Annotated in this window: 17 protein-coding genes; 2 read left to right on the top strand and 15 right to left on the bottom strand. The window is 72.4% G+C overall.

Annotation, left to right across the window (positions count from 1 at the left end):
* Window positions 1–27 precede the first annotated feature (27 nt).
* The 9 genes from KLI87_RS17470 to polA form a co-directional block, all read right to left on the bottom strand.
* On the bottom strand, window positions 28–435 hold the full coding sequence (locus KLI87_RS17470) for an SSI family serine proteinase inhibitor (RefSeq protein ID WP_214617871.1): 408 nt from the start codon (window positions 433–435) through the stop codon (window positions 28–30).
* Window positions 436–577: 142 nt separating this feature from the next.
* Window positions 578–982: an SSI family serine proteinase inhibitor gene (locus KLI87_RS17465; RefSeq protein ID WP_214617870.1), complete on the bottom strand. Its 405-nt coding sequence runs from the start codon at window positions 980–982 to the stop codon at window positions 578–580.
* Between the two features lie 99 nt (window positions 983–1,081).
* Window positions 1,082–1,492, bottom strand: a complete 411-nt coding sequence (locus KLI87_RS17460; protein ID WP_214617869.1) for an SSI family serine proteinase inhibitor — start codon at window positions 1,490–1,492, stop codon at window positions 1,082–1,084.
* A 79-nt stretch (window positions 1,493–1,571) separates the two neighbouring features.
* On the bottom strand, window positions 1,572–2,165 hold the full coding sequence (gene coaE / locus KLI87_RS17455) for a dephospho-CoA kinase (RefSeq protein ID WP_308166051.1): 594 nt from the start codon (window positions 2,163–2,165) through the stop codon (window positions 1,572–1,574).
* Window positions 2,166–2,373: 208 nt separating this feature from the next.
* On the bottom strand, window positions 2,374–2,871 hold the full coding sequence (locus KLI87_RS17450) for a GNAT family N-acetyltransferase (protein WP_156218406.1): 498 nt from the start codon (window positions 2,869–2,871) through the stop codon (window positions 2,374–2,376).
* Window positions 2,872–2,909: 38 nt separating this feature from the next.
* Window positions 2,910–4,853, bottom strand: coding sequence for an endonuclease/exonuclease/phosphatase family protein (locus tag KLI87_RS17445; RefSeq protein WP_246250118.1), 1,944 nt, complete (start codon window positions 4,851–4,853; stop codon window positions 2,910–2,912).
* A gap of 171 nt (window positions 4,854–5,024) precedes the next feature.
* Window positions 5,025–6,518: a 30S ribosomal protein S1 gene (gene rpsA, locus KLI87_RS17440; RefSeq protein ID WP_156218407.1), complete on the bottom strand. Its 1,494-nt coding sequence runs from the start codon at window positions 6,516–6,518 to the stop codon at window positions 5,025–5,027.
* Window positions 6,519–6,756: 238 nt separating this feature from the next.
* On the bottom strand, window positions 6,757–7,848 hold the full coding sequence (locus tag KLI87_RS17435) for a polysaccharide deacetylase family protein (RefSeq protein ID WP_308166050.1): 1,092 nt from the start codon (window positions 7,846–7,848) through the stop codon (window positions 6,757–6,759).
* Window positions 7,849–8,324: 476 nt separating this feature from the next.
* The gene (gene polA / locus KLI87_RS17430; protein WP_214617867.1) at window positions 8,325–11,015 is read right to left on the bottom strand and encodes a DNA polymerase I; all 2,691 of its coding nucleotides are present in this window, start codon (window positions 11,013–11,015) and stop codon (window positions 8,325–8,327) included.
* A 137-nt stretch (window positions 11,016–11,152) separates the two neighbouring features.
* Between polA and KLI87_RS17425 the strand changes: the two genes are divergently transcribed.
* Window positions 11,153–11,506, top strand: a complete 354-nt coding sequence (locus KLI87_RS17425) for a PaaI family thioesterase (RefSeq protein WP_374225458.1) — start codon at window positions 11,153–11,155, stop codon at window positions 11,504–11,506.
* A 223-nt stretch (window positions 11,507–11,729) separates the two neighbouring features.
* Window positions 11,730–12,281 (top strand): DUF4352 domain-containing protein, encoded by a 552-nt coding sequence (locus KLI87_RS17420; RefSeq protein ID WP_214617866.1) that lies wholly within the window; start codon window positions 11,730–11,732, stop codon window positions 12,279–12,281.
* 15 nt (window positions 12,282–12,296) lie between these two features.
* Here the strand turns inward: KLI87_RS17420 and KLI87_RS17415 are convergent, their stop codons facing one another.
* The 6 genes from KLI87_RS17415 to KLI87_RS17390 all read right to left on the bottom strand — a co-directional run bounded on the left by KLI87_RS17415 (window position 12,297) and on the right by KLI87_RS17390 (window position 17,432).
* On the bottom strand, window positions 12,297–12,776 hold the full coding sequence (locus KLI87_RS17415; RefSeq protein WP_214617865.1) for a S26 family signal peptidase: 480 nt from the start codon (window positions 12,774–12,776) through the stop codon (window positions 12,297–12,299).
* Window positions 12,773–14,605: an ABC transporter ATP-binding protein gene (locus KLI87_RS41560; RefSeq protein ID WP_214617864.1), complete on the bottom strand. Its 1,833-nt coding sequence runs from the start codon at window positions 14,603–14,605 to the stop codon at window positions 12,773–12,775. Before KLI87_RS41560 ends, KLI87_RS17415 begins: the two co-directional genes overlap by 4 nt.
* A gap of 4 nt (window positions 14,606–14,609) precedes the next feature.
* Complete coding sequence (locus KLI87_RS17405; RefSeq protein WP_214617863.1) at window positions 14,610–15,137, bottom strand: hypothetical protein; 528 nt, start codon at window positions 15,135–15,137, stop codon at window positions 14,610–14,612.
* Window positions 15,138–15,283: 146 nt separating this feature from the next.
* Window positions 15,284–15,493, bottom strand: coding sequence for a hypothetical protein (locus KLI87_RS17400; protein ID WP_156218411.1), 210 nt, complete (start codon window positions 15,491–15,493; stop codon window positions 15,284–15,286).
* Window positions 15,494–15,892: 399 nt separating this feature from the next.
* Entirely contained in the window at window positions 15,893–16,702 is an 810-nt protein-coding gene (locus KLI87_RS17395) for an ABC transporter ATP-binding protein (RefSeq protein WP_156218412.1), read from the bottom strand.
* Complete coding sequence (locus KLI87_RS17390) at window positions 16,692–17,432, bottom strand: ABC transporter ATP-binding protein (RefSeq protein WP_156218513.1); 741 nt, start codon at window positions 17,430–17,432, stop codon at window positions 16,692–16,694. Before KLI87_RS17390 ends, KLI87_RS17395 begins: the two co-directional genes overlap by 11 nt.
* Window positions 17,433–17,460 lie beyond the last annotated feature (28 nt).

Here is a 17,460-nt window from a genome sequence, read left to right as displayed (position 1 = left end):
CCGGGGCCGGCGGCCCGCTGCCGAGGGTCAGAAGGCGAAGACGTGGCCGTACTGGATCCGCGCGAAGCAGTCGTTGGAGATGACCTTCGCGAACGGCCGGATCGACATGCCCCGCCACCACCCCGAAGCGGACGCGGTGACCGGGGCCCGATCCGTGAAGCACCATCTGTCGCGTTGTGGCGGAACCTGCGCGACCTCCCCGTAGGCCAGGTCGAGTTCGTCGCACGCCTGCTGCGCGTCGGGCTGGGGACCGGCCGGGTCGCAGGTCAGGACCATGCGGCGGGCGTCGCCGCGGGTTCCCGGCTCGGGGACGACGCTGAGCGTGATCCTCGTCAGCGGGCCGGGGGCCGCGGCGGCGGACGCGGCGGGGGCCACCGCGCCGCCGGCCACTAACAGGGCCGATCCCAGGACCATGCGAAGCGTGACGCGCGTCATGACATCTCCTTGGAGTCGAAGTCGAGCGGGGCTCCCCCCGGCCCGCCGATATCGCGGAGTGGTTCTGCGGCGGGGCGGGGGGCTTGGTGAGATGACCGGGTGCTCGGCGGGCTGACGGCCGATGCGTCCTGCCCGCCGGCGGTCAGAAGTCGAAGACGTGGCCGTGGGCGATCCGTGCGCAGCCGTCGTTGGTGTAGGTCTGCGAGAAGGGCGGGATCGGTACGCCCCGCCACCGTCCGGACGCGGACGCGGTGACCGGGAGCCAGACCTGGGCGCAGGCCGCCTGCTGCGGCGGAACCCGCGAGATGTCCCCCTTCGCCTTGGCGAGTTCGTCGCACGCCTGCTGCGCGCCGGGCAGGGGGCCGGCGGGGTCGCAGGTCAGGACGGTCCGGCGGGGGGTGCCGGGGGTTCCCGGCTGGGGCACGACGCTGATCGTGATCTCCGTCGCCGGGGCGGGGGCCGCGGCGGCGGTCGCGGCGGGAGTCACCGCGCCGCCACCCGCTAACAGGCCCGATCCCAGGATCGCGCAGAACATGACACGGGTCATGACATCTCCTCAGAACCGTAGTCGAGTAGGCTCAGTACACCACTCCGCCGGACGCCTGCCACGTCCGCAACCGGCCACCGCCGCGCCCGGACGGGGAGTTCAGAAGTCGAAGACGTGACCGCGTCCGATGCGTGCGCAGCCCTCGTTCTGGAAGTCCTGCGAGAAGGACGGGATCGGGATGCCCCGCCACCGTCCTCCTGCGGACGCGGTGACCGGGAGCCAGTCCTGGGGGCAGGTCGCCTGTCGACGCGGAACCGCCGCGACGTTCCCGTTCACCAGCGCGAGTTCGTCGCACGCCTCCTGCGCGTGGGGCAGGGGCCCGCCAGCCGGTTCGCAGGTCAGGACCACGTGGCGGGGGGCGCCTGGAGACCCCTGGTGGGGGACGAGGGCGAGCGTGATCTGCGTACCCGGGTGGGGAGCCTCGGCGGCCGTCGCGGCGGGGGCCGGCGCGCCCATTCCGCCTGCCAACAGGGCCGATCCCAGGATCGCGCGGAGCGTGACACGGGTCATGACATCTCCTCAGAGCCGGAGTCGAGTGGGCTCAGTACACCACTCCGGCGGACGCCCGCCGCGTCCGCAACCGGCCACCTCACGCGCGGGAGGTCAGGGCCTTCCAGAGGGCGTCCACCTGGGACGCGAGGTCGTCGAGGGTGCCGGAGTTGTCGATGACGCGGGTGGCGACGGCGCGGCGCCGCTCGCGGGTGGCCTGGCTCGCCATACGGGCGCGGGCGGCGTCCTCGGTCATGCCCCGGCGGGAGGTGAGCCGGTCGAGGCGGACCTCCTCCGGCGCGTCCACGACCACGACCTCGTCGTAGCGGGACTCCAGCCCGTTCTCGACGAGAAGCGGCACGTCGTGGACGACGACGGCGCCGGCGGGCGCCGCCTCCGTCCGCTGCCGCGTCAGCTCCGCCACCAGCGGGTGGACGATCGCGTTCAGCGCCGCGAGCCGGTCCGGATCGGCGAACACGATCGAGCCGAGCCGCTCCCGGTCCAGTTCCCCCGAGGGCAGCAGGACGCCGTCGCCGAACTCGGCGGCGACGGCGGCGAGCCCGGGGGTGCCGGGCGCGACGACCTCCCGCGCGAGCCGGTCGGCGTCGATGACCACGGCCCCGCGCGCGGCCAGCAGCGCCGCGACCTCGCTCTTGCCCGAACCGATCCCGCCGGTGAGCCCCACGTTCAACACGGGTTTCACCCTAGCCCGTGTCGTTTGGGCCCCGGCCCGCGGCTGTGTTCACTGCGATCTCGGCCCAGCGTGCTCGCCCGCTGATCGACCCTGTGCGGACGCGGCATCGCTTCGCGAGCTTCCCGGTGGCGCCTCGTCTCCCGGTTCGGCCCCACCGCTCAGCCAACGCGCCCGCGTGACAGCCGAGGCCACCTCGACGAGGAACCCCCTAGGTTCCGGGGTTCTCCGCGGCCGGGAGGGGTTTGCGCATGTGGACGAGGGTCAGGTGGGCGGCGACGCGTTCGCGGTGGGTCTCGGTGTAGCCGAGGCCGCGGTACAGGCGCAGCGCGGGTTCGCTGAGGTGGCCGGTGAACAGCACGCAGGCGTCGGCGCGGCCGGCCACCTCGTGCTCCAGGGCCCGCATCAGGTCGCCGCCGATGCCCCGGCCCTGGAGGTCGGGGACGACGACGAGCCGCCCGACCAGGCAGGTGCGGTCGCTGAACTGGGCGCGGACGGCGCCGGCGAGCCGTCCGTCCAGCGTCGCCTTCAGCACCACCGCCTCGCCCGCGAGGAGCTTGCCGAGCTGGTCCAGCGACTCCACCAGCGGCGGCAGGAAGGGGTCGCCGTACAGCTGCGCCTCGCTGACGTAGGCGGCGCGCTGGACGGTCAGCAGCGCGCCCGCGTCCGCGGCGTCCGCCCGCGTGATCGCGACGGTCTGTTCGGTCATGCGCCCGACCCTAGACCCGCGCGGGCCCCGCGCGGGGGTCAGCGGCCGACCCGGATGGTCACCGCGATCGGGTAGTGGTCGGACGCGTCGGAGCGCGGCACGTCGTAGTCGGTGAACATCAGCCCCTCGGAGCCGAGGACCTGGTCGACGCGCTTGCCGTCCGAGCGGGTCGGGGAGGTGTCGGCACCGAGCGCGGCGCTGCGCAGGTCGGTGTCGGTGAGGCCGCTCAGCTCGGGGCTGCCCGGCTCGGCGTTGAAGTCGCCGCCGATGACCGTGCGGGGGGCGCCGCCCCAGGCGCGCACGAGCGCGGCGACCTCGCGGGCCCGCTCGTCGGCCTGGCCGTCGCCGCCCTCCAGGTGCGTGGACCACACGTCCATCGTGGTCTGCCCGACGGCGAGCCGCGCCCACACGTAGCCGCGGATCTGCGACCAGTCGCCCTTGGCCATCCGCCCCGTCCCGGACGAGCGGACCGGCAGCGACGTCAGGATCGCGTTGCCGAACTGGCCGTCGGCGGCGGGCCCCCAGATCAGCTTCATGCCGAGGCGCCGCGACAGCCACACGCCGACGTCGGTGGTGCCCGACAGCAGCGACCCCCGGCTCGCCTCCTGGAGCAGGACGACCTGGGCGCGCTGCCCCTCGATGGTGCGGGCGATGCCCTCGGGGTCGAGCCGGCCGTCCTGGTTGACGGAGTCGTGGATGTTGTAGCTGAGCAGCCGGACCTGCCCGGAGCCCGGGCCGGCCACGGCCTTGCCGTCCGGCGCGGCGACGGTGAACACCAGCGTCCCGGCGAACAGCAGCAGCGCGGCGGCGCCGGCGGTCAGCGCCCGCAGCGGGGCGCGGGCCGGCAGCGGTCCGCCGCGGGCCGCCGCGGCGGCGGCGAGCACGCCCAGCAGGATCCCGGCGAGGCCCGGCAGCGCGTTGTTGGGGAAGGGCAGTGGCGACACCGCGCTGACCTGGTACGGGACGAGGATCAGCGCGACCAGCAGGCCGCCGAGCGCGGCGCCGACGTCGATCCGCCAGGCGGGTCCGCCGGTCCCGGCGCGGCGCAGCGGGGCGCGGCAGGCCACCGCCAGCAGCCACGCCGACAGCACCTGCCCGACGATCACGACGGGCACGACCTCGATGCCGGCGATCGCGTAGGTCCCGGCGACGGACCCGGCGGCGACGCCGAGGACGGTGCCGCCGAGCACGCACACGCCGCCCGGCACGGCCCGCACGGCGAGGCCGGAGGCGAGGAAGGCCAGCGCGAGGCCCTGCCCGACGACGATCACCGCGTGCGCGGCGGTCAGCGACCGCCAGCCGGACGAGGCGACGAACGCCGGGCTGGACAGCACCAGCACCTGGAGTGCCAGGAACGGGCCGATCGCCGCCGCGCCCAGCGCGTCCCGCCAGGAGATGCCGGGCGCGGTGACCGGCCCGGAGGCCAGCTCGCGCCAGAGCGCGCCGGCGCCGAGCAGGACGAACGCGGCGCAGGCCAGCCACGGCCCGGCCCCGGACCGCCACACCGGGTCCCAGGTGGCGAAGCACATGCGGACGGCCGAGTCGGCGGACAGGCCCGCGACCGTCGCGGTCGCGAACCCGACGCCCGACAGGCCGCGCGCGCCCTCGAACAGGGCCGCCACCGCGACCATGCCGATCGCGGTGCCGACGAAGGCCAGCCAGGTCTGCGCGCCGAGCGCCTGGGCGAGCAGCCGGACGGCCAGCAGCCCGCCGACCCCGGCGACCAGCAGCCCGCGCGGCCCGGCGGCGCGGCGCAGCGCCGGCGCCGCGAACCCGGCGAGGTAGACCACCAGCACCGCCAGCGCGGCGAGGCCGTTGCCGGCGTCGTCGGCGAAGTGGTCGATCTGGGGAAGGGAGAAACGCAGGGTCTGCGCGAGCACCGCGACCGTGATCGCGATCAGCGCGAGCCGGGCGGGCCCCTGCGGGACGATCATGGGCCCGGCGGCCGGGCCGGGCTTGGTGCCTGCGTCTGTGGTGGCCAATTGAACAAGAGCTCCCCGGGGGACGAGCGGACCTGCGCGCGACGGCGCCGCGGCCGTGCGGCACTGCGGACTCTATTGCCCTGGCGGGTGTTCCCGCGCGCGAAACGGCCACGGCCGGAGCCCGATCCCAAAAGATCGTTCTCCGGCCGTGGTCTCGGTGTCAGTGACGGGTCACTGGCCGCCGGAGAGCTTCTCCCGCAGGGCCGCGAGCGCCTCGTCGGTGGCGAGGGCGCCACCGGTCGACTCGCTCTCGCCGCCGCCGGAGTAGGAGGTCTCGCCGCCGCCGCCACCGCCGGCACCGCCCGCGGGGGCGGCGTCGGCTTCGGCCTCGGCCTTGCGGGCCTCCTCGATCTGCTTGCGGTGGGCGTCGAAGCGGGCGCGGGCCTCGGCGTACTGCCGCTCCCAGGTCTCGCGCTGCTCGTCGAACCCTTCGAGCCACTCGCCGGTGTCGGCGTCGAAGCCCTCGGGGTACTTGTAGTTGCCCTGCTCGTCGTACTCGGCGGGCATCCCGTACAGCGTCGGGTCGAAGTCCTCTTCCTCGATGGCCGCGGCGCCCTCGTTGGCCTGCTTGAGCGACAGGCTGATGCGGCGCCGGTCGAGGTCGATGTCGATGATCTTCACGAAGATCTCGTCGCCGACCTGGACGACCTGCTCGGGGATCTCCACGTGCCGCTCGGCCAGCTCGGAGATGTGGACCAGGCCCTCGATGCCCTCCTCGACCCGGACGAACGCGCCGAACGGCACCAGCTTGGTGACGCGGCCCGGCACGACCTGGCCGATCTGGTGGGTGCGGGCGAACTGCTGCCACGGGTCTTCCTGGGTGGCCTTGAGCGACAGGGAGACGCGCTCGCGCTCCATGTCGACGTCCAGGACCTCGACCGTGACCTCCTGGCCGACCTCGACGACCTCGGACGGGTGGTCGATGTGCTTCCAGGACAGCTCGGAGACGTGCACGAGCCCGTCCACGCCGCCCAGGTCGACGAACGCGCCGAAGTTGACGATCGAGGAGACGACGCCCTTGCGGACCTGGCCCTTCTGCAGCGTGTTGAGGAAGGTCTGGCGGACCTCGCTCTGCGTCTGCTCCAGCCAGGCGCGGCGGGACAGGACCACGTTGTTGCGGTTCTTGTCCAGCTCGATGATCTTGGCCTCGAGCTCGCGGCCCACGTAGGGCTGCAGGTCGCGGACCCGCCGCATCTCCACCAGCGACGCGGGCAGGAAGCCCCGCAGGCCGATGTCGAGGATGAGGCCGCCCTTGACGACCTCGATGACGGTCCCGGTGACGATGCCGTCCTCGTCCTTGATCTTCTCGATCGTGCCCCAGGCGCGCTCGTACTGGGCGCGCTTCTTGGACAGGATCAGCCGGCCCTCCTTGTCCTCCTTCTGGAGGACGAGGGCCTCGACGTGGTCGCCGACGGTGACGACCTCGTTGGGGTCGACATCGTGCTTGATGGACAGCTCGCGCGAGGGGATGACGCCCTCGGTCTTGTAGCCGATGTCGAGGAGGACCTCGTCACGATCGACCTTGACGACGGTGCCTTCGACAATGTCGCCGTCATTGAAGTACTTGATGGTCTCGTCGATCGCTGCGAGGAAGGCTTCCTCGGACCCGATGTCGTTGACCGCTACCTGCGGGGTGGTCGAGGTGGCCTCGGTGCTGCTCGTCATGTGTCGGCTGGCTCCGGTACGGACATGGAAGTCGTATGGGTTGTGCGCGGAGGGCCGTTATCCGCCCTGCCGAGAACCGGAAGGGGACGCGGGCGGTGCCCCGTCGCTGTACCGAACCGATGTCGCCGACCTGACCGAGCGCGAGCCTGCTCCGTCCGAAGCGCACGCAGGCCCACAGCGCAGCGATCAGGATATGGGACCAATCTCTCGTGGTCAATCCGCATGCGGCCGCTCCCGGCTAGTAAACACGAGCGCGGGCCCTGTACTGCTTGGCGATCCGGTCCTCCGCGGCCCTCGGAATCGTGACCGTGTTCGGGTCGCCGTCAGATGTGTACCGCTCATCGGGGTGCTTGTCCAGATACTCCAGCCAGGCGGTCGAGCAGTACCGCTTGCAGTCGTTCTCGGCGATCTTCCCCTCGGACCGGACGCGGTTGATCGCCCACCGGTCGAACCCCTCGTCGAACGGCGACTCCGACGGCCGCCACCCCGCCAGGAAGATCCCCTGGAAGTGGTACCGCGCGTCCTCGCGCGCCCACGCCTTCTTGCGCGGCGCCGACCCGAACGGGTAGGCGAGCGTGGTGGTGTGCGCGCCGGCGAGGCCGAGGATCTCGTCCTCCATCCCGCCGATCTCGTCGCGGACCTGCTTCTCGGACATGCCGGACAGGTCGGGGTGGGTCGTCGTGTGGTTGCCGAGTTCGAACCCGTGCTGGGCGAGCCACCTGACGCCTGCCGCCGCCTCGGCCCCGCTCAGCTGGAACAGGTCCTTGTTGAGGTAGAACGTCGCGACGGGACGGAACCCGGGGTTCTCCCGCGCCACCCGCTCGATGACCGCGACGGCGGTGTCGGGCTCGGGGTCGCCCCGCGCGTCCAGCCCGAAATGGCCGGGAGTGCTGTCGTCGAAGGTCAGCACCACGGGGTGCCTCCCGGCGGGCACGTCGAACCGGCCGCCGACGAACTCCGCCGCCGTGACGGGGACGTAGCCGCTCCTGGCCAGCCGCGTCAGCTCGTCGTACAGCTCCTTGGACGAGCGGTCCAGCGACAGCTCCGCCTTCTTCATGATCCGGTGGTACATGAGCACCGGCACCTGGCCCAGCTCGTTGGCCTTCGCGGCCACCGCGCCGGGCGCCGCCGCCGGGATCGGCGCCGTGACGGTCGGCGTCGGGCTCACCGGCGTCGCCGAGGAGCCGGCGGGCCGGTCCTTCACCCCGCCCCCGGGAGCCGCCCGCCCGGCCGGCGTCATCGTGCCCGCGGCTCCGGCCTGCGTCGCGGTGGGCTCCTTCTTGTCGCGGTGCCCCCGTCTCTCCCCCGGCAGCGTGAGCCCGAGCACCACGGCACAGATGATCACAACTCCGGCGATCTTGTGTAGGAGAGGCACGTTCCCCCCGTCCTCGACGCGGACCAGGACCTGAAGCACGACCAGGGACAGCGTAGAGCGCCCCGGACATCCACGGACACCTACTCGCTTACCCGCCTGATCTTCACGCACCGCCCCGCCCGCCCACGGGATCCGCCCAAGTCCGAAAACCCCCGGTAAACCCACCCGCGCCGCCGGGGAACACCTCACGACAGAGCAGAACATTCCAGACACGCCGAAGAGACCTGGGCCGACAGAACGGTCACCCAGAACAGACCTTGGGGCAACGGCCCGAGGAGCGGACCTCAGCCGTCACGCGAGCGCGTAACTGACCGGTGGGGGCGAAGCCGAAGGCGGGCCCCCACCGGGAAGATCGCGAAGCGATGCCGCGCTCGCACAAGATCGGTCAGGTGGGCGAGCCGCCAGGCGAGCCCACCTGGGCCGAGATCGAATCAATGAGCAGCGTCCTGCCAGGTGCGGCCGGTGCCCATGGAGACACCGAGGGGGGCGCGGAGTTCGTAGGCGCCGGCCATCCGGGCGCTGACCAGGTCCTTGAGGGCGTCGAGCTCGCCGGGGGCGACCTCGAAGACCAGTTCGTCGTGGACCTGGAGGAGCATCCGGGAGCGCAGGTCGGCGGCGCGCAGGGCGCGGTCGACGTCGAGGCTCGCGACCTTGATGATGTCGGCGGCCGAGCCCTGGATGGGGGCGTTGAGCGCCATCCGCTCGGCCATCTCGCGGCGCTGCCGGTTGTCGGAGTTGAGGTCGGGGAGGTAGCGGCGGCGGCCGAGGATCGTCTCGGTGTAGCCGTCCTGGCGGGCCCTGGCGACGATGTCGTGCAGGTAGTCGCGGACGCCGCCGAACTGCTGGAAGTACTCCTCCATGAGCCCGCGCGCCTCGTCGGGGGAGATGCGGAGCTGCTGGGAGAGCCCGTAGGCCGACAGGCCGTAGGCGAGGCCGTAGTTCATCGCCTTGATGCGGGCGCGCAGCTCGGAGTCGATCTGCTCGGGCGGCAGGCCGAACACGCGGGACGCGGTGATGGTGTGGAAGTCGGCGCCGGAGCCGAACGCCTCCAGCAGCGCCTCGTCCTCCGACAGGTGCGCCATGATCCGCAGTTCGATCTGGGAGTAGTCGGCGGTGAGGAGCGACTCGTAGCCGCCGCCGACGACGAACGCCTCGCGGATCTGGCGGCCCTCGGCGGTGCGGATCGGGATGTTCTGGAGGTTCGGGTCGGTGGAGGACAGCCGGCCGGTGGCGGCGACCATCTGGTTGAAGGTGGTGTGGATGCGCCCGGCGTCGTCGGCCATCGGGATGAGGGAGTCGACGATGCTCTTGAGCTTGGCGACCTCGCGCCAGCGCAGGATGCGCTCCAGGACGGGGTGGCCGTCCTTCTCCAGCAGCGTGGTGAGCGCCTCGGAGTCGGTGGTGTAGCCGGTCTTGGTGCGCTTGGTCTTCGGCAGGTTCAGCTCGTCGAACAGGACCTGCTGCACCTGCTTGGGGGAGCCGAGGTTGAACTCGCGCCCGACCGCCTCGTGGGCGCCGCGCTCCTGCTCCTTGACCTGCGCGCCGAGGGAGGCCGACAGCCCGGACAGGTGGTCGGCGTCGACGGCGATCCCGGCGCGCTCCATCCCGGCGAGGACGCCGACGAGCGGCAGCTCGACCTCGTGCAGGAGGCGGGTGGCGCCGCGCTTGTCGAGGTCGGTGTCCAGGACGTCGGCGAGCTCGGCGACGGCGCGCGCGCGGACGGCGAGCGCCTCGGCGGCCTCCTCCTCGCCGGAGCCGTCGAGGGTGAGCTGGCCGGAGTCCTCGGTCTCGTTGCGCAGCTCGCGGTGCAGGTAGCGCAGGACGAGGTCGGACAGGTCGAAGGTCCGCTGGCCCGGCAGCGCCAGGTAGGCGGCGAGGGCGGTGTCGCTGGTGACGCCGTCCAGGGCCAGGCCGCGCGCGGCGAGCGCGAGCATCGGGCCCTTGGCCTCGTGCAGGGCCTTCGGCCGGGACGCGTCGGCGAGGTAGGCGGCCAGGGCGCGCTCGTCGTCCTCGATCAGCTCGACCGGGTCGAGGTGGACGGCGGGGCCCTTCTTGGACGCCAGCGCGAGCGCGGTCAGCTCGCCGGTGCCGCGCCCCCAGGTGCCGGTGGCGGCGAGGCCGAGCCGGTCGCCGGCGTTGGCCTCCAGCCAGGCGCCGAGCGCGCCGGGCTCCAGCGCCTCCAGCTCGACCTCGAAGCCCTCGTCGGCCTCGGGCTCGGCGGCGGAGATCGAGGAGTACAGGCGCTCGCGCAGCACCCGGAACTGGAGCGAGTCGAAGAGGGTGTGGATCTCCTCGCGGTCCCACTGGCCCATGGCGAGCTGCGGCGGGGTCAGCTCCAGGCCGACCTCGGTGTCGAGCTTGTTGATCTGGTGGTTGCGCAGCACGCCGGCGAGGTGCTCGCGCAGGCTGTCGCCGGCCTTGCCCTTGATCTCCTCGACGCGGTCGACGAGGGTGGCGAGGTCGCCGTACTTGACCAGCCACTTGGCGGCGGTCTTCGGGCCGACGCCGGGGACGCCCGGCAGGTTGTCGCTGCTCTCCCCCACCAGCGCGGCCAGCTCGCGGTAGCGCTCGGGCGGGACGCCGTACTTGGCCTCGACGGCGGCCGGGTCCATCCGGGCCAGCTCGGACACGCCGCGCACCGGGTACAGGATCGTCACGTGCTCGTCGACGAGCTGGAAGGCGTCCCGGTCGCCGGTGACGATCAGGGTGTCGAGGCCGGCCGCGGTGGCCTGCACCGACAGGGTGGCGATGATGTCGTCGGCCTCGAACCCGGCGACCGACATCCGCGGGACGCGCAGCGCGTCCAGCACCTCGAAGATCAGGCTGACCTGGCTGCGGAACTCGTCGGGGGTCTTGGCCCGGCCCGCCTTGTACTCCACGTACTGCTCGTGCCGGAACGTCGGCTCGGAGCGGTCGAAGGCCACCGCGATGTGGGTGGGCTGCTCGTCGCGCAGGACGTTGATGAGCATGGACGTGAAGCCGTACACCGCGTTGGTGGGCTGCCCGTCGGTGGTGGAGAAGTTCTCCACGGGCAGGGCGAAGAACGCCCGGTAGGCCAGGGAGTGCCCGTCGAGCAGGAGGAGCCGGTCACGCTTGTCAGGGGTCGATGCTGTGGTCGCCACACCAGGACTCTAGTCTGCGCCTGGGACACTTTTGCGGAGGCTTCGTGAGCGACACCGGCGGCGAGAGCGCGACCGAGCGGAATGCCAGGATCCTCTCGGGCCTGGACGGTCATTCCTATGGTGACCTGGCTAAGTCCATGGGGATCGAGTTCCTGGAGGGCAGCGCCGAGCGGGTCGTGGGGCGCATGCCGGTCGCGGGGAACACCCAGCCGTACGGGCTGCTGCACGGCGGCGCCTCCTGCGTGCTGGCCGAGACGCTCGGCTCGTCGGGCGCCGCGCTGCACGCCGGCCCGTCCCGCATCGCGGTCGGGATCGAGATCAACGCCACCCACCACCGGTCGGCGAGCGAGGGCTTCGTGACGGGCGTCGCGACCCGCGTGCACGGCGGCCGGACGCTCGCCACCTACGACATCGTGATCACCGACGACCGGGACCGGCGGGTCTGCACCGCGCGCCTGACCTGCATGCTCCGCGATCTCCCCGGCGCCTGATCCGCCGCTTCCTTTGCGGTCGACCGCCCCGGGTCTGTAGCGTGGATCGGAACGGCCCGGGATCACCGAGTAGACAACGTACGCGCCCGGGGAAGGTTCGTACGGCCCCAAAGGTGATCCCGGGCTTCTGCGTGCCCGGCCCCGCCCGCGCCGGGGTCGCGGTTGGGTTGCGATCCGTCGTGGACCGTTCACCCCGTCCGGGGATCGGCCGTACGTTCCGTCCATGCCTCCGATCAAGCGATCCGGTGCCGCGCTCGCGCTCATGCTCGTGCTCGCCGCCGTCCTGTCGGCGGGCTGCTCGGGCTCGGGGGACGGGAGGTCCGCGGCCACCTACGCGATCCCGGCCGAGAAGGTCCGCGAGTCCGAGGCCGCCACGACCGGCAGGACCGGACGCAGCGCCGACATGGAGTTCACCGTGATCGGGTTCCGTGAGCGGATGACGGAGGTGATGGGCACCCACGCCGCCATGGGCGCCCACGGCGCCTTCGCGCGCGTCCGGCTGCTCGCGGTGAACACCGGCCGCGACATCCAGGTCTTCGACACCTGGAAGCAGCGGCTCGTCACCACCGACGGCAGGTCCTACGGGCCCGACGTCAACGCCACCATGATCAAGCGGCAGCCGGAGCGGCTGTCGGTCGGCGCGTCGATGCGCTGCGAGTTCGACCTGTGGTTCGACGTGCCGCGCGGGTCGAAGGCCAAGGCCGTCCGGTTGCAGGGGTCCCCGCCGGTGGGGGCCGTCAGCGACCCCGCCCCCGCCGAGATCCCGCTCCCCTGACCCGCCGCCGGGCGGTCAGCGGTCCAGGACGCGGACGACCGTGCCGAGGATCCTCTCGCGGGGGAAGAGGCCCATCTGCCGCGAGTCCACGCTGTTCCGCGGGTTGTCGCCCAGGAGGACGTAGCCGCCGTCCGGGACTCGTCCGTTCGGCGCCGGTGCGGTGAGCCCGGCCTCCGCGGGCAGGGCGTCGCCCGGCGCGCCCGCGACCCGCTTGATGTACCAGTCGCGGCGGGCCAGCCGACCGGGCGCGCCGCCGCGCGGCACCGGGGGCGCGGGCCACCCGAGGCCGACGACGGGCTGCTCGACGACGACGATCTCGCCCCGCGCGGGGGCGCGGCCGCGCCGCACCAGCACCCGGTCGTCCGAGCGGTAGGTCGGCTCCATGCTCGCGCCCTGGACCGTGACGACCACGAACCGCCTCCGGGCCGAGACGGCCAGCAGCGCGGCGGCGCCGACCACCGCCGCGGCCGCGGCGCCCGTCCGCCGCCCGGTCACGTGTAGCCCTTCGATTGCAGGTCGAACATCCGGAAGTACTCCCCCTTCTTCCGCATGAGCGTCTCGTGGTCGCCGAGTTCGGCGACCGCGCCGTCCTTGATGACCGCGATGCGGTCCGCGTCGCGGACGGCGTTCAGCCGGTGCGAGACCAGGACGCTCGTCGACCTCCGCCGGAGGTCGAGCAGGGTCGTGTGGATCTCGTGCTCGGACTCGGCGTCCAGCCCCGAGGACGGCTCGTCCAGGATCATGAGGTCGCGGTCGGCGCGCAGGAAGGCGCGGGCCAGCGCGATCCGCTGCCACTCGCCGCCGGACAGCACGACGCCCTCCCCCTCGCCGTCCTCCGCCGGGAACATCCTGGTCAGCGGGGTGCCGTAGCCGCCGGGCAGGGAGAGCAGCCGCTCGTGGATCCGCGCCCTGCTCGCCGCCTCGACCACGTGCCGCTCGTCCCGCATCCGGCTCAGGTCGCCGACCGCGATGTTCTCCAGCGCGCTGATGTCGTAGCGCATGTAGTCCTGGAAGACGGCGCTGATGCGCGCCCTCAGCTCGTCGACGTCGAGCCGGGCCAGCTCGACGCCGTCCCAGAGGATCGTCCCCCGGGTCGGGTCGTAGAACCGGCAGAGCAGCTTGACCAGGGTGGACTTGCCCGCGCCGTTCGCGCCGACGATCGCCGTGGCCTCCCCCGGCGGGATCTCCAGGTTCAGGCCGCGCAGCACCCAGGGGTGCTCGTCGGAGTAGCGGAACCAGACGTCGCGGAACTCGATGCGGGGTGCCGGCGGCCACGGGACCGGCGGCGGCGCCGGGGCGGCGCGCGGCCGGGCGACCGCGAGGTCCGGGGCCGCGCGGACCAGGTCCACGTACCCGGCGAGCATCAGCGTGGCCTGGCGCGCGCGGGCGATCTCGTTGGACAGCACGGCGAACGCGCCCTGCAGCCCGGTGATCGAGGCGACGACGACGGTGACGTCCCCGGCGGACAGGCGCCCGTCGAGGGCCGCCGAGACCGACCACACCAGCCCGTACCCGGACACGAGCGCGGCCACGGCTCCGAGGCCGACCTGCATGAGCAGCTCCCGCCCGTCCACGCGCCTGCGGGCCCTGTTGGCCTTGCGCCGCTCCTCGCTCATCCGCCGCCGCAGGAACGCCCCGATGCCGAACAGCCGCACCTCCTTGGCGGCCTCCACGCTCGTGAGGAGCTGCCCGTAGGCGATCTCCCTCCGCTCGACGGGGCCGACCCGCCAGAGCATCCGCACCCGCGCCTTGGCCAGCGCCGTCTCGGCGACCAGCACCGGCACGCCCGCCGCCACGACCAGCAGGGTCAGGACGGGGCTCAGCGTGAACAGGGCGCCCAGGAACCCGGTGACGGTGATCGCGCCCCGCGCCGAGGCGAGCACCCCCTCCAGCACCGAGCCCGGCGCGGCGGACGCCGCCTGCTGGGCCATCCGCAGCCCGTCCAGGGAGCGCGGGTCCTCGAACCGCGCCAGCCCCTTCCAGGCGTTGACGGCGCCGAACAGCTCGTCCTGCGCGAACAGGCTGATCTTCCGGTCCATCTCGGCGCGCAGGTAGACGACGACCTGGGGGCTCAGGGCGTAGACGGCGCCGAGCGCGGTCAACCCGACGGGCAGCCACCCCGGGACGTGCGGGCGCGGCCGCACCAGGCCGTCGAGCAGCAGCTTCGTCAGCCAGGCGATCGCGACGGGGCACACCCCGGCGAACAGCGTGATCGGGACGTACAGCAGCAGCTCGCCCCCGCTCGCCCGGACGGCCAGCCGGACGGCCTCGGTGAGGCACGCGATCGCCGAGCTCCTGGGCGTCCCGGGGACGTCCGCGTCCACCGGCCTAGAACACGACGTCGTTGTCGACGACCACGAGGCGGTTCCGCTCGTCCGGCTCCACCTGGAGGACGGTCGGATACATCCTGACGCCGAACGCCCTGCCGAGCGGGCCGAACGGCTGCTCGCTGACGACGTTGGCGTAGGGGGCGAGCGCGTCGATGAAGCCGCGGCCGTCCGCCCTGTCGCCGACGACCGCGACGAGCAGGCTCTCCCGCGGGTTCGGCAGGCTCTTCGCGTAGTCCACGAACCTCGGCAGCTTCTCGCGGCACGGCTCGCAGTCCGGGGAGAAGAACGCGACGGTGGTCTTTCCCGTGAAAGCGCCGCCGTCGATCTCGACGTCGTCCACGGTGACGGTCGAGAACGGCTCGGCCGGCGTCCCGATCTCGACGAGGGGATTATCGAGCGCCGCCCTCCTGCGCGCCGAAAGCAGGGTGGTGTGCTCACGCAGCCTGCGGATCACGCCGAAGGTCAGCACCAGGTTCAGGACGCACAGAACCGCCGCCAGCGCGGCGACGGCACCCGGAATGGACATGGTTCTCCCCGTTCTGCGAACTGGTTCAGGAACACCGGGAATGGCACTTCACATCGCACCGGCCGCGGAATGGCCGAATGCCGGGCGCGGACCCGGGGCCGACCGCGTGGGCGCCCGGCGGCCGGCCCCGGGCACTCACCCGCGCGTCAGCACTGCGCGCCGGTGTTGTAGCACGAGCCGCAGGTGTAGGGCCCGCCCGCCTGACCGGTCCAGCAGCAGTTGCGGAAGTAGATCCACCTCGGGGCGTAGCTTCCGGTCCCGTGGCATCCGCAGGTCTGCGTGAAGCAGTCCCCGGCCGCGGCCGTCACCTTCGGCGCGAAGATCTCCAGTGCCCGGTCGCTGAGTTTCGCGAGCATCGGCGTCCTCCTCTCAAGGAAAGGTAACTGGTGTTCTCGCCGGCCAGATCAGTAGAACATCCCGGTTGTTACAGGGCAAGAACGACGCATTCCCAAGAGAACGCGCCATTGCATTTCGCCGTCGATCGAAACAGCGAGGCCATCGCTAAAGGAGATCGGAACACATGTTGACCTGGGTGAATTCGCACTTCCCCGACGAATGAGCCTCGATGGTTCTCACGGAAAGCGAAGCGGCGCCACCGAGCGCGATGGTTCTAACGCCCGGCTCAACGCCGGAGTCCGGGGTCACAAACCCGGTGCCGCGCGGGCGCGGGCACCTGGAGACAGCGGAACGCCCGCCGTTCCCGGACGGACCGGGAACCGGCGGGCGCTCCACACGGGTCGCCTGCGCGGCGCGCGCTACCCCGCGTCGTCCGAGGACGGCGCGTCGGGGCGCGTGGCGCGAGGGGCCGCCTCAGAGCCGGAGGAGCCCTTCCCGCCCTTGGCGGACGCCTCGCCGTCGCCCAGGTCGCCGCCCAGGTAGGCCGCGCGGACCTCGGGGTCGTCCAGCAGGTCCCCGGCGGGCGCCGTCTTCACCACCCGGCCGGTCTCCAGCACGTACGCGCGGTGCGCGATCTGGAGGGCCTGCTGGGCGTTCTGCTCGACCAGCAGCACGGTGGTGCCGCGCCGGTTGATCTCCTGGATGATCGTGAAGATCTGCTGCACGAGCATCGGCGCGAGCCCCATGGACGGCTCGTCCAGCAGCAGCACCTTCGGCTTGGCCATGAGCGCCCGCCCGATCGCGAGCATCTGCTGCTCGCCGCCGGACATCGTGCCGCCCGCCTGCGACTTGCGCTCGGCGAGCCGCGGGAACAGCTCGTAGGCCTCGGCGAGCTCCTTGGAGGGGTCGTCCTTGCGGGCGTAGGCGCCCATCAGGAGGTTCTCCTCCACCGTCATGCCGGGGAAGATCCCCCGGCCCTCCGGCGCCTGCCCGATCCCGACGAGGACCCGCTTGTGGCCCGCCATCGAGCTGATGTCGCCGCCGTCGAAGCGGATCGCCCCCGACGTCAGCGAGCGCAGCCCCGAGATCGTCTTCAGCGTGGTCGTCTTCCCGGCGCCGTTGGCGCCGATCAGCGTCACGATCTCGCCCTGGTCGACCGACGCGGTGATGCCCTTGAGCGCCGCGATCTTTCCGTAGTGGACGTGGATGTCCTCGATCTCAAGAAGCATCGGCCGGAGCCCCCAGATACGCCTCGATGACCCGCGGGTCGTTCTGCACCTCGGCTGGCAGCCCGTCGGCGATCTTCTGGCCGAAGTCCAGCACCGCGACCCGGTCGCTGATCCCCATCACGAGGCTCATGTCGTGCTCGATCAGCAGCACCGTGACGCCGGTGTCGCGGATCGTGCGGATCAGCTCCTGGAGCGCGACCTTCTCCGCCGGGTTCATGCCGGCGGCCGGCTCGTCCAGCAGCAGCAGCTTCGGGTCCGTGCCGAGCGCCCGCGCGATCTCCAGCCGCCGCTGGTCGCCGTAGGGGAGGTTCTTCGCGGCCTCGCCGGCCCGGTGCGAGATCCCCACCAGCTCCAGCAGCTCGCGGGCCCGCTCGCGGCCCTGGCGCTCCTCGCGCCGGTGCCACGGCAGGCCGAGCGACGCCCCGGCGATGCCCGTCCGGTGGTGGGTGTCGGTGCCCACCAGGATGTTCTCCAGCGCCGTCATGTTGTGGAACAGCCGCACGTTCTGGAAGGTCCGGGCGACGCCGAGCTTGGTGACGCGGTAGCGCTTCTTGCCGTCGATCCGCTTGCCGTCGAACACCACCTGGCCCTCGCTCGGCCGGTAGACGCCGGTGGTCACGTTGAACACCGTCGTCTTGCCGGCCCCGTTCGGGCCGATCAGCGCGAAGATCTCGCCCTTGCCGATCCTGATGTCGACCTTGTTCAGGGCGACGACGCCGCCGAAGCGCATGACGATCTCACGCAGCTCCAGCACCGGC

The sequence above is a fragment of the Actinomadura sp. NEAU-AAG7 genome (assembly GCF_018603865.1).
Lineage (GTDB): Bacteria > Actinomycetota > Actinomycetes > Streptosporangiales > Streptosporangiaceae > Spirillospora > Spirillospora litoris.
This window is presented reverse-complemented; position numbering and strand designations above follow the sequence as displayed.

What these genes read in the sequence shown, in the direction of transcription:
- KLI87_RS17470 (WP_214617871.1), bottom strand. Translation starts at nt 435, where the DNA reads ATGACGCGCGTCACGCTTCGCATGGTCCTGGGATCGGCCCTGTTAGTG.
- KLI87_RS17465 (WP_214617870.1), bottom strand. Translation starts at nt 982, where the DNA reads ATGACCCGTGTCATGTTCTGCGCGATCCTGGGATCGGGCCTGTTAGCG.
- KLI87_RS17460 (WP_214617869.1), bottom strand. Translation starts at nt 1,492, where the DNA reads ATGACCCGTGTCACGCTCCGCGCGATCCTGGGATCGGCCCTGTTGGCA.
- KLI87_RS17450 (WP_156218406.1), bottom strand. Translation starts at nt 2,871, where the DNA reads ATGACCGAACAGACCGTCGCGATCACGCGGGCGGACGCCGCGGACGCG.
- rpsA (WP_156218407.1), bottom strand. Translation starts at nt 6,518, where the DNA reads ATGACGAGCAGCACCGAGGCCACCTCGACCACCCCGCAGGTAGCGGTC.
- KLI87_RS17425 (WP_374225458.1), top strand. Translation starts at nt 11,153, where the DNA reads ATGGGGATCGAGTTCCTGGAGGGCAGCGCCGAGCGGGTCGTGGGGCGC.
- KLI87_RS17420 (WP_214617866.1), top strand. Translation starts at nt 11,730, where the DNA reads ATGCCTCCGATCAAGCGATCCGGTGCCGCGCTCGCGCTCATGCTCGTG.
- KLI87_RS17405 (WP_214617863.1), bottom strand. Translation starts at nt 15,137, where the DNA reads ATGTCCATTCCGGGTGCCGTCGCCGCGCTGGCGGCGGTTCTGTGCGTC.
- KLI87_RS17400 (WP_156218411.1), bottom strand. Translation starts at nt 15,493, where the DNA reads ATGCTCGCGAAACTCAGCGACCGGGCACTGGAGATCTTCGCGCCGAAG.
- KLI87_RS17395 (WP_156218412.1), bottom strand. Translation starts at nt 16,702, where the DNA reads ATGCTTCTTGAGATCGAGGACATCCACGTCCACTACGGAAAGATCGCG.
- KLI87_RS17390 (WP_156218513.1), bottom strand. Translation starts at nt 17,432, where the DNA reads ATGCGCTTCGGCGGCGTCGTCGCCCTGAACAAGGTCGACATCAGGATC.